Source organism: Actinomycetota bacterium (assembly GCA_036280995.1).
In the GTDB taxonomy this organism is placed as follows: Bacteria; Actinomycetota; CALGFH01; order CALGFH01; family CALGFH01; genus CALGFH01.
The window spans coordinates 1-10255 of record DASUPQ010000668.1; the positions used below are offsets into that span (position 1 = coordinate 1).

Genomic DNA, 10255 nt, shown 5'->3' on the forward strand with positions numbered 1-10255 from the left:
CTTCGGCGACTCACCTGCGGTTCCCGCGTCCTGTCACCGCCGGAGCGGCGGGACGGTACCACGGGCCTTTCAAGGTCGTCAAAGACTTCCCACCTGCCCGGTCAGCGTACTCCTGGTGGAGCACCGCCCGCCACGTCGTCACCTTCACACAGAAGCGCCGCCCTGCGCCCCGACCTGCTGGGCGTCAGGACGGCCACCGAACAGCCGTCGGATCGAATCCTCTTGGCGCTCGGCGACCTCCTGTCTTCCGATGCCGACGCCGCTGGCGTCGTCCCGGAGAGGTCCTCGGTCTCGAAGAACTTCCCTGCTTGCAGCCTGGAGAAGGTAGCACCGGCGTCGACAGCGTGTCAACTTGGCACCGGCGCCTGGACCCCAGCAACCACAACGGTTCCAGCGCTGCGATGGGTCCAACGACCGGGACCGTGGCGGTATTCCGTGAGGGTCGGGCGAGGCCGGTGGGTCAGGACCCTGGGGCCTGCAGGCGGACCGGGGACCGCCGGCCGACGGTGAGCAGGCGCCCCTCGAGCTCCGCCGGCGGCCAGCTCTGCTCGATCGAGCCGACCGGCTGGCCGTCGAGGCGGACCGCCCCCTGGGTGACCAGCCGCCTGGCCTCGCCCCGCGACCCGACCAGACCGGCGTCGGCCAGCAGGGCGACCACCCAGACCTGGCCGTTGCGGACGGCGCCCTCGGGAATCGGCAGCGGCGTGGCCGGGCCGGCGTCGCCGCCTCCCCCGGCGCGCAGCCGGACCCCGGCGTCGAAGGCGGCCTCGGCGGCGGCCGCGGCCTCCGGCCCGTGGTACAGGGTGACGACCTCGCGGGCCAGGCGGCGCTTGACGTCGCGGGCGCCGGCGCCGCCGGCCTCGGTCTGGGCGGCCAGCCGGCCGGCCTCGTCCGGGTCCAGGTCGGTGGTGAGCCGCAGGTACTCGGGCACGACCTCGTCGGGGATCCGCATCAGCTTGCCGAACTGGGCCTCGGGGGGCTCGTCCAGGTAGATGCCGTTGTCGAGGCTCTTGGACATCTTCTGGACGCCGTCGGTCCCGCGCAGCAGCGGCATGGTGAGCACGATCTGGCCGGGCTGGCCGTGGGCCCGCTGCAGGTCACGGCCGATGTGCAGGTTGAAGGTCTGGTCGGTGCCGCCCAGCTCCACGTCGGCCTCGATGGCGACCGAGTCCATGCCCTGCATCAGCGGGTACAGGAACTCGACCAGGGAGATCGGCTGGCCGGCACCGTAGCGGGTGCGGAAGTCGTCGCGCTCCAGCAGCTTGGCCACGGTCACGTTGGCGGCCAGCCTGGCCACGTCGGCGAAGGTCATGGGAGCCAGCCAGTCGGCGTTGCGGCGCACCTCGGCGGCGTCGACGTCGAGCACCTTGGCGACCTGCTCCAGGTAGGTGCGGGCGTGCTCGGTGACCTCGTCCTCGGTCTGCTGCTTGCGGGTCTGGCTGCGCCCGCTAGGGTCGCCGACCAGACCGGTGAAGTTGCCGATGATCAGCACGACGGTGTGCCCGAAGCGCTGGAACTGGGCGAGCTTGCGCAGGACGACCGCGTGCCCGAGGGTCAGGTGGGCCGACGACGGGTCGATGCCGAGCTTCACCCGGAGGGGACGGCCCTCGGCCTTGGCCGCGGCCAGCCGCTCGGCGAGGCCGTCGCGCGGGTGGAGCTCGGCGACCCCGGCGGTGAGCACCCGCAGCTGCTCCTCGACGGGCGCCAGAGGGGTGGGCACGGCGGCAGACCTCCACAGCAGGCGATCGACTCGAAGACGAAACGCTAGCACGGCCCGGGATGAAGCCGGCCGCCGCGGATGCCCACGTTCACCTTGCCATGTTCTGCCCCACCACCACGCCACCCTCGGCCCCTGGCGTCCCCGGCCGGGCCGGCGGGCGGGGCGGCCCGGGCGGCCGGGGCGCCGGTCGAGCTGACCGTGGCCGTTGACGGCCAGGGCGCCGGGGGCTCGGGATGACCATGGTCCCCGGGGTCCTCGGCCAGCCCGAGGGCGCCGCCCGGCAGCTGCTCGACCAGGCCGGCCGGGACGCCGCGGTGCTGGCCGGCTGCGACACCGACCCGGCCCGCGCCGCCGCCGCGCCCGGCCGGGTCTGGCGCTCCGGCCGTGTCCGGCTCTGGGTCGCCCCCCGGGCTGCCGGCCCTCCCCACGACCCCCACCACCAGCGCCGGCGAGGGGTAAGCGGCCCGGCGGCTACCCGGCCGCCTTCTTCCCCCGGACCGTGTCCAGCACGCTGTGCGCCTGCTGGTCGACCACGCGGGTGAAGAGCTGCTGGGCGTAGCCGAAGACCAGGGCCCAGGCGAGGATCTGGGCGGAGGTGTCGAGGGCGCTGAGGCCGGGGACGAACTGGCCTCGCATGAGCAGGAGGCCGAGGAAGGCGGTGACCGCGCCCATGGGGAGCTTGAGGGTGGCCAGGGCGACGGGCAGGCCGTAGGGCTCGGAGGAGCCGCGGATGCCGCGCAGGGCGGTGGCGGCGGCGACGGCGGCCGCGGTGAGGCCGATGACCTCGACGACCAGGAGGTCGGCGGGGCCGGCGGTCCGCTTGACGACGTCGTCGACATCGGGGGCGGCCGGGCCCGACTCCTGGCCGGTGTCGAGCAGGGCCGACTGCCCCGTGGGGCAGACGACCACGGTCTGGCCGGACCGCTCGGGCTGGAAGCAGAGCGGGACGAGCGACGGGCTGATGAACCCGAGGACGGCGATGCCGACCGCGATCAGGGTCATCACCACCGAGGTGACGATCAGGACGTTGCGGAAGCTGCGGACCCGGAGCTGCTCGCGCAGGGCGGCCTTGCTGGCCGCGCGGACGCTGCCGACGACGGCGTTGCGCTCCCGTGCGGTGATGGCCGACAGCTCGGCGGCGCCGGCCAGGGCCTGGTCGGAGCCGAGACGGCCGGCGAGGCGCTCGAGCTCGCGGCGGCGCGGGTCGCCGGGGTCGAGGTGGCGCTGGACGTGGTTGAGGAGGCTCGGCATCTGGCCGGCCAGGTAGCTGTCGGGCGCGACCCGGAGCAGGTTGGCCTCGGCGGCGTCGAGGTTGCTCATGGCCCGGCCGATGGTCGAGCCGGTCACCGACGCCCACAGGCGGTGGAACTGGGCCCGGCGGCCGCGGCGGCCCTCGGCGGCCTGCTTGACCGCCTCCAGGTGCTCGCGGATGGCCGTCCACCAGGGGTCGTCGGCGTCGGCCGGGCCGGCGTCGAGCAGGTAGGCGCGCAGGGAGTCGAGCTCCTTGGCCCGGGTCAGGACGTCCTCGCGCCAGGCGGTCGGGACCGGGTCCCCGATCGGGAACTCCGGCGTCCTCCGGTGGGTGCGGGACGCCGCCGTCGGTGTCCCGGCGATCGTGTCGGTCATCGTGCTCCCTCCCCCATTCGTCCCCCTGGGAGGGGTATGGCAGATGGGGAGGGCGGCGGCAGTGCCGCTGGTCACACGCCGGGGGTGCCGGCGGTCACGGCGCCCGGTGGCCACCCGCCCGGCGGCGGGCCGGGCCGGGGCGGGCCGGGGAGACGTTGGGGTGGCCGGCGACCAGGGCCCGCCAGGGCCGGTCGGCGGCGGCGGTCACCCCGACCCGGCCGGTCCAGGCCACCTGGCCGTCGGGGACCGGCCAGCCGGCGGTGAGCAGCACCGGCCCGGCGGACAGGTCGGCGCCGTTGGCCCAGCCGGCCAGGCCGAGGGCCTGGCAGAGCCGGGCCGGGCCGCGGGCCAGGTCGCGGGGTCGGCTGGCCGGACGCCGGGCCTGCATCAGGTCGGTCCCGGCCACCGGCTCGCCGGCCCGCAGCAGCACCGCCTGGGCGGTCCCCTGGGGGGCGCAGACGACGTTGGCGCACCAGTGCATCCCGTAGGTGAAGTAGAGGTAGAGGTGGCCGGGAGGGCCGAACATGACCGCGTTGCGCGGGGTCGGGCCGCGGTGGGCGTGGCTGGCCGGGTCGCGCCCGGCCCCGTCGTAGGCCTCGGTCTCGACCAGCCGGACCGCGCACAGGCCCTCCGGGGACCGGTGCACCAGCAGCCGCCCGAGCAGGTCGCGGGTCACCTCCAGCAGCGGCCGCAGGCAGAACCCGTCCGCCAGCGGCTCCAGGGCCCCTGGCGGGAGGGAACCGGGCGGGAGGGCACCGGCCGAGGGGGTGTGGGCAGCCCCATCCGTGCCTTCCGCCGTTGGGCTACCCTCCCGTTCGGGGGCCCCGGCACCGGGGAGGTGGGGGTCCGGCGTGGGCGGCCGAGGTTCCGGGACCCCGGGACCGGGAGGCGGCGAGGCCGGGGGGCCGCTCACCGGCCTGGGCGGCCCTTGGCGAGGAACCGGCGCAGGTCGTCCAGGGGGAGCGTGTTGATCACCCGGTCGGGGGTGGTCCAGCCGCGGCCGGCGGTGGCGACGGCGAAGCGCATGTTGGCCAGGTGGCCGGGGCCGTGGCTGTCGGCGCCGAAGGCGAGCATGACCCCGAACCGGTGGGCCAGGCGGACCTGCTCGTCGCCCAGGTCGAGGCGGTGGGGGGAGCCGTTGACCTCCAGGGCGGTGCCGGTGCGGGCGGCCGCCCGGTACAGCGTCTCCAGGTCGACGTCGCCGGCGGCCCGGCTGCCGATACGGCGGCCGGTGGGGTGGCCGATGACGTTGACCGCGGGGTGCTCGCAGGCGGCCACCAGGCGGGCCGTGAGCAGCTCGCGGGGCTGGTCGAGGCGGTCGTGGACGCTGGCCACGAGCATGTCGAAGCCGTCCAGGAACTCGTCGTCGTAGTCGAGCGACCCGTCGCCGCCGATGTTCAGCTCGGCCCCGTGGAGGAGCGTGATGTCGCCCAGGCGCCGCTCCAGGGCGCGGATCCGCTGGCGCTGGGCCAGCAGTTGGGAGCGGCTGGCCCCGCCCAGGCCGAGCCTCTCGCCGTGGTCGGTGATGGCCAGGAACCGGTAGCCGCGGGCCCGGGCCGCGTCGACCATCACCTCAAGAGGAGCGGTCCCGTCGGGCGACAGGTCGGTGTGGCAGTGGAAGTCGCCGCCGACGTCGGCCAGGGTGACCAGCTCCGGCAGCTCGCCGCGGCGGGCGGCGTCGACCTCGCCCAGGTCCTCGCGCAGCACCGGCGGCACCCAGGCCATGCCGAGGCGGTCGTAGACGACCTCCTCGTCCTCGGCCACGATCAGCTCGCCGCCCCGCTCGAACAGCCCGTACTCGCTGAGCTTGAGCCCGGCCTTGACGGCCCGTTCCCGGATGCGGACGTTGTGGGCGGCCGACCCGGTGAAGTACTGGAGGGCGGCCCCCCACACCTCGGGCCGGACCGTCCGGAGGTCGACCTGGAGGCCGTCCCGGGTCCGGATCGACGCCTTGGTGTCGCCGAGGGCGGCGACCTCGGCCACCTGAGGCAGCTCGGTGAAGGCGCGGGCCACGGCGGCCGGGTCGGTGGCGGCGGCGAGCAGGTCGATGTCGTGGACGGCGGCCTTCATGCGCCGCAGCGACCCGGCGACCTCGACCCGCTCGACCCCGGCGACCCCGGCCAGCCGGTCGCGGAGGGCCTCGGCCAGGGGCAGGGCCACGGCCAGGGGGATGCCGTCCATGCGCCGGGCCATCCGCTCCAGGGCGCGGCGCAGGTTGGCCTCGGTGCGCGCGCCCATCCCGGGCAGGCCGGCCACGCGCCCGGCGGCGACCGCCTCGGCCAGCTCCTCGGGCGAGGACACCCCGAGCCGCTCGTGGACCAGGCGGGCCTTGGCCGGGCCGAGCCCGGGGACGCGGACCAGGGCGCGAAGGCCGGGCGGGACCTCGGCCCGCAGCTCCTCCAGCTTGGCCACCCGGCCCGTCTCCAGGTACTCGCGGACCTTGGCGGCGATCGCCTTGCCGACCCCGGGGATGGCGGCCAGCTCGCGCTCGGACAGCCCCGACAGGTCGGCGCCGTAGCCGGACAGGGCGCGGGCGCCGCGGTCATAGGCCCGGACCCGGAAGCCGGTCTCGCCGGTGAGGACCAGCAGCTCGGCCATCTCGGAGAACAGCCGGGCCAGCTCCTCGTTCCCCCAGGGCACGGCCTCCCCTCCCTCAGGCGGCCGGGCCCCTGGGCCCGGGCTCGCCGCTGGCCTCGAGGTGGTCCGCCGGCGTCGGCTCGGTCAGGCCGGAGGCGGCCAGGGGCAGGTCGGTGCGCTCGACCCGGCGGCCGGGACGGGCCCACCAGCCGGCGGCCAGGGCGGCCCCGACCGCTCCCCAGGCGGCCATGACGCCGACGGTGAGCGCCGCCGAGGCGAGGCCGAACTCGCGCATCCGGTCCAGCCGCAGCACCAGCAGCGGGCCGAGCGGCACGGCCAGCCCCACCGCCAGCGCGGCCAGCCGGCGGCCGTGCTCCGATCGGATGGGCACGACCACGGCGGCCAGGATGGCTCCGACGCAGGGGGCGATCAGCAGCAGCCCGACCCGCAGGGCCAGCTCGACCGGTTGCAGGGCGAGGTCGGACTCGCGGCCGGCGACGGCGGCGGCCAGGGCGGTGGTCAGGGTGGAGGCCGCCACCCCGGCCAGGCCGGCGGCCACGGCCCAGCGCCAGGCCGATCCACCGGGGGACCCCCCCGGGCGGCCGGGGTGGCCGACCGGCGGCTCGGTCACCCGGTCAGCTCGGGTCGGCGGAGCCGGTGAGCAGCCACGACAGCAGCGCCTTCTGGGTATGGAGGCGGTTCTCGGCCTGGTCGAACACGGCCGAGTTGGGGCCGTCCATGACCTCGGCGGCGATCTCCTCGCCCCGGTGGGCGGGCAGGCAGTGCAGCACCATCACGTCCGGGGCGGCGGCCATCACCGTGTCGGTGGACAGCTGGTAGGGCTTGAAGATCAGGGCCCGCTCGCCGTGCTCCATCTCCTTGCCCATGGACGCCCAGACGTCGGTGTAGAGCACGTCGGCGTCCTTGGCGGCGGTCGACGCGTCGTGGGTCAGCTCGATGCTGCCGCCGGTGGCGGCCGCGATCTCGGTGGCCCGGCGGACCACCTGGGGGATGGGCTCGTAGCCGATCGGGGTGGCCACGGCCACGTGCATGCCCATCTTGGCCCCGGCGAACAGCAGGCTGTGGGCGACGTTGTTGCCATCGCCCAGGTAGGCCAGGCGGATGCCGGCGAGCGAGCCCTTGCGCTCACGGATGGTCTGGAGGTCGGCCAGGGCCTGGCAGGGGTGGGAGTAGTCGGACAGGGCGTTGACCACCGGGATGGTGCCGCCCCTGGCCAGCCGCTCCAGGCTCTCCTGGGCGAAGGTGCGCAGCACGATCGCGTGGACGTAGCGGGACAGGACGGCGGCGGTGTCCTCGAGGGTCTCGCCCCGGCCGAGCTGGAGCTCGGCCCCGGCCAGGGGCAGCGGGTAGCCGCCGAGCTCGTGGACGGCGACCTCGAAGGAGACCCGGGTGCGGGTCGAGGGCTTCTCGAAGATCAGCGCGACCGTGCGGCCGCCGAGGGTGTCGCGGGCCCGGCGGTCGGCCTTGTGGCGGTCGGCCCCGTCCAGCAGGGCGACCAGCTCGCCGGGGTCGACGTCGTCGATCGACAGGAAGTCTCGTTTGCTCATGGGCGCTCCCCTGGGGCGTCACCGCTGGCCAGCGACTTGACCCGCGTGGCCAGGGTGGTGATGTCGAAGGGCTTCTCGAGCACGGCCTCGGGCCCCAGCTCGTGGCGGAGGGGCGCGATCACCTCGGCCGCGCCGGTCACCACCAGGACGGCGAAGGGCAGGGAGCCGTCGGGCCGGCGCAGGCGCCGGATGACGTCGGGCCCGCCGAGCCCGGGCATCATGACGTCGAGCAGGACCACGTCGGGGTCGACGGTGCGGGCCAGCTCCAGGCCCTCCTCGCCGTCGGCGGCCAGGATGACCTCCAGCGCCTCGTCCTCCAGGATCGTCTGGAGCAGCCCGCGCACGCTCGGGTCGTCCTCGACCACGAGCACGCGATTGGACGCCATGTGGTGCCTTTCTGGGTTGCCGAGCGGGGCCGGGGCGGGCACAGCCGGGTGCTCAGTCTACCCGCCGTGGCGACCGAGGGCTTCCGCGGGCAGGTCGGTGGTGGTCACGGTGGCCGCGGCGGGGCCGATGCCCAGGTCGACGGACAGGTCGACCTGGGCCTTGGCGGCGACCGCGGCCGCGGCCCGCTCGTCGTGGGAGGCGGCCCGGCCGTCGGCGACCACGGTGACCGGGCCGAAGCTGACCCCGACCCGGCCCGGGTGGAGGGCCACCCCGGCGGTGCCGAGGGCGTCGAGCACGGCCGGCCAGGCGGGCAGGCCGGCGGCCAGGGCGGCCCGCAGGGCCACCGACCCGGCGACGGCCCGGGCCGCGGCCAGGGCGTCGGTGTGGTCGGCGGCGCCGTGGACGGTCACCACGACCAGCTTGCGGGCGCCGGGGACGCGCAGGGCCAGCGCCTCGGCCAGGGTCTCGCAGAGCTGGGTGAGGGCGGACTCGAAGGCCGCGGCCCCGTCGGAGCCGGCCCGCAGGGTCGGGGCGGCGGCGGTGGCGTTGGCCAGCAGCACGGCGGCGTCGGCCATGCCCGGGGCCTGGTCGACCATGACCCGCTCGAAGGAGCGGCCGACCGCCCGGCCGAGCAGGCCGTCGAGCACCCCCGGCTCCACGGTGGCGTCGGTGGTCAGCATCACCAGCGTGGTCGCGTTCTGCGGTTCCGGGGGATGGTCGAAGGCGGGGGCGAACGGGACCGACGCCTTGGCGACGCCACCGATGCGGACCTCGCCCTCGGACCAGGCGACGGCGACGGCGTGCTCGCGGGCGACCCCGCCGGAGGCGGTCATGGCCTTGGCGACCTCGCCCGACCCCCGGCGGCCGAGGGCGGCGGTGGCCTTGTCGGCGGCCTCGGCGGCGTCGGCCACGGCCAGCCGGACCCCGACGGCGCCGGTGCCGCAGACCAGCACCTCGCCGGCCGGGCAGCCGATGGCGGCCGCGCACCGGGCGGCCAGGGCGGCCGCGTCGGCGTCGCCCTGGGGGCCGGTGGCGGCGTTGGCGCTGCCGGCGTGGACCAGCACCGCCCGGGCCATCCCGGTGCGGAGCTGGGCCCGCGACCAGCGCACCGGGGCCGAGGCGAACGGGTGGGCGGTGAAGCGGCCGGCCGCCGCCGAGCTCTGCTGGCTGACCACCAGCCCCAGGTCGGGCCCTGGCCCCGGGGTCAGCCCGGCGTCGACCCCGGCGGCCCGGAACCCCCTGGGCGCGCACAGGCCCCCCTCCACCCCTGCGACTGTGTAGTCGACCAACTGGCCCTACCTCTCGGCGCAGTCCCTGGTTCCTTCGGGGGAAGTCCCCCCCGAGCCCCCCCAACGGCGGCACCGGTCTACCCTACCCGGCGCTGCGCAGGACCGCCTCCGTTCGCTCGGCGGCCAGGGTGGCCATGCGGTCGCGGACGGCGGCCCCGTCGGCGTCGGTGAGGGTGCGGTCGGCCGCCTGGAGCGCGACCCGGTAGGCGAGGTTGCGGTGGCCGGGTGGCAGCGGCGACCCCTGGTAGGCGTCGAACAGGGTCAGCCGGGCGAGCAGGTCGCCGCCGGCCTCGCGCAGCGCGTCCTCCAGGGCGCTGGCCGCGACCCCCGGGGGGACCAGGAAGGCCACGTCGAAGGAGAGCTCGGGGTACGGCGACGGCGTCGCCGCCGGGCGCATCCCCGGGACGGCGGCCAGCAGCGGGGCCAGCTCCAGCTCGACCGCGAACGCGGCCGCGGGCAGCTCGCAGGCGGCCGCCACCCGCGGGTGGAGCTGGCCGAGCAGGCCGACCGGCCGGTCCTCCAGCAGCACGGCGGCGCAGCGGCCGGGGTGGAAGGGCAGCGGCTCCTCGGCCCGGTAGCCGACCCCCGGGACCCCGAGGGCCGCCACCAGCCCCTCGACCAGGCCCTTGACGTCGGCGAAGTCGAACGGCCGGCGCGGGTCGTCGTGGCGGCCGGCCGGGGCCTGCCCGGCCAGCAGCACCCCCAGGGTGAGGGGCTCGGCCGGCAGCTCCTGGCCCCGATCCTCGGGGGGGCTGGTCTTGAGCCCCCCCGATCCCCCCGGGTCGGGGAGGAAGACGGCGCCCAGCTCGTGGACGGCGACCCCGTCCAGGCCCCGGGCCAGGTTGCGCCGGGCCACCTCGGCCAGGCCGGGCAGCAGGGTGGTGCGCAGCTCAGGCGCCTCCTCCGACAGCGGGTTGGCCAGGCGGAGGGTCCGGCGGCGGGGGTCGCCGGCGGGCAGCCCGAGCCGGTCCAGGTCGGCCTGGGACAGGAACGGGAGCGTCTGGACCTCGGTCACGCCCATGCCGGCCAGGACCTCCCTGGCCTGGCGGCGCAGCCGCTGGGTGGCCGTGAGGCGGCCCCCGGTGGCG

General features: G+C 76.5%; 10 protein-coding genes. All 10 read right to left on the reverse strand.

Annotation, left to right across the window (positions count from 1 at the left end):
- Positions 1 to 460: 460 nt before the first annotated feature.
- Positions 461 to 1720: a tyrosine--tRNA ligase gene (gene tyrS / locus VF468_22680; GenBank protein ID HEX5881094.1), complete on the reverse strand. Its 1260-nt coding sequence runs from the start codon at positions 1718 to 1720 to the stop codon at positions 461 to 463.
- 44 nt (positions 1721 to 1764) lie between these two features.
- On the reverse strand, positions 1765 to 2148 hold the full coding sequence (locus tag VF468_22685) for a hypothetical protein (protein ID HEX5881095.1): 384 nt from the start codon (positions 2146 to 2148) through the stop codon (positions 1765 to 1767).
- A gap of 43 nt (positions 2149 to 2191) precedes the next feature.
- On the reverse strand, positions 2192 to 3346 hold the full coding sequence (locus tag VF468_22690) for a hypothetical protein (GenBank protein HEX5881096.1): 1155 nt from the start codon (positions 3344 to 3346) through the stop codon (positions 2192 to 2194).
- Positions 3347 to 3440: 94 nt separating this feature from the next.
- Positions 3441 to 4067, reverse strand: a complete 627-nt coding sequence (locus tag VF468_22695; protein ID HEX5881097.1) for a DNA-3-methyladenine glycosylase — start codon at positions 4065 to 4067, stop codon at positions 3441 to 3443.
- Between the two features lie 188 nt (positions 4068 to 4255).
- On the reverse strand, positions 4256 to 5986 hold the full coding sequence (gene polX, locus VF468_22700) for a DNA polymerase/3'-5' exonuclease PolX (GenBank protein HEX5881098.1): 1731 nt from the start codon (positions 5984 to 5986) through the stop codon (positions 4256 to 4258).
- Positions 5987 to 5999: 13 nt separating this feature from the next.
- Positions 6000 to 6554: a hypothetical protein gene (locus VF468_22705; GenBank protein HEX5881099.1), complete on the reverse strand. Its 555-nt coding sequence runs from the start codon at positions 6552 to 6554 to the stop codon at positions 6000 to 6002.
- Positions 6555 to 6558: 4 nt separating this feature from the next.
- Positions 6559 to 7491 (reverse strand): ornithine carbamoyltransferase, encoded by a 933-nt coding sequence (gene argF / locus VF468_22710; GenBank protein ID HEX5881100.1) that lies wholly within the window; start codon positions 7489 to 7491, stop codon positions 6559 to 6561.
- Entirely contained in the window at positions 7488 to 7877 is a 390-nt protein-coding gene (locus tag VF468_22715; protein ID HEX5881101.1) for a response regulator, read from the reverse strand. Before VF468_22715 ends, argF begins: the two co-directional genes overlap by 4 nt.
- A gap of 57 nt (positions 7878 to 7934) precedes the next feature.
- Positions 7935 to 9167: a bifunctional ornithine acetyltransferase/N-acetylglutamate synthase gene (locus VF468_22720; GenBank protein ID HEX5881102.1), complete on the reverse strand. Its 1233-nt coding sequence runs from the start codon at positions 9165 to 9167 to the stop codon at positions 7935 to 7937.
- Positions 9168 to 9249: 82 nt separating this feature from the next.
- Positions 9250 to 10255: phenylalanine--tRNA ligase subunit beta (locus VF468_22725; protein HEX5881103.1), on the reverse strand; the 1006-nt coding region annotated here is incomplete at its 5' end.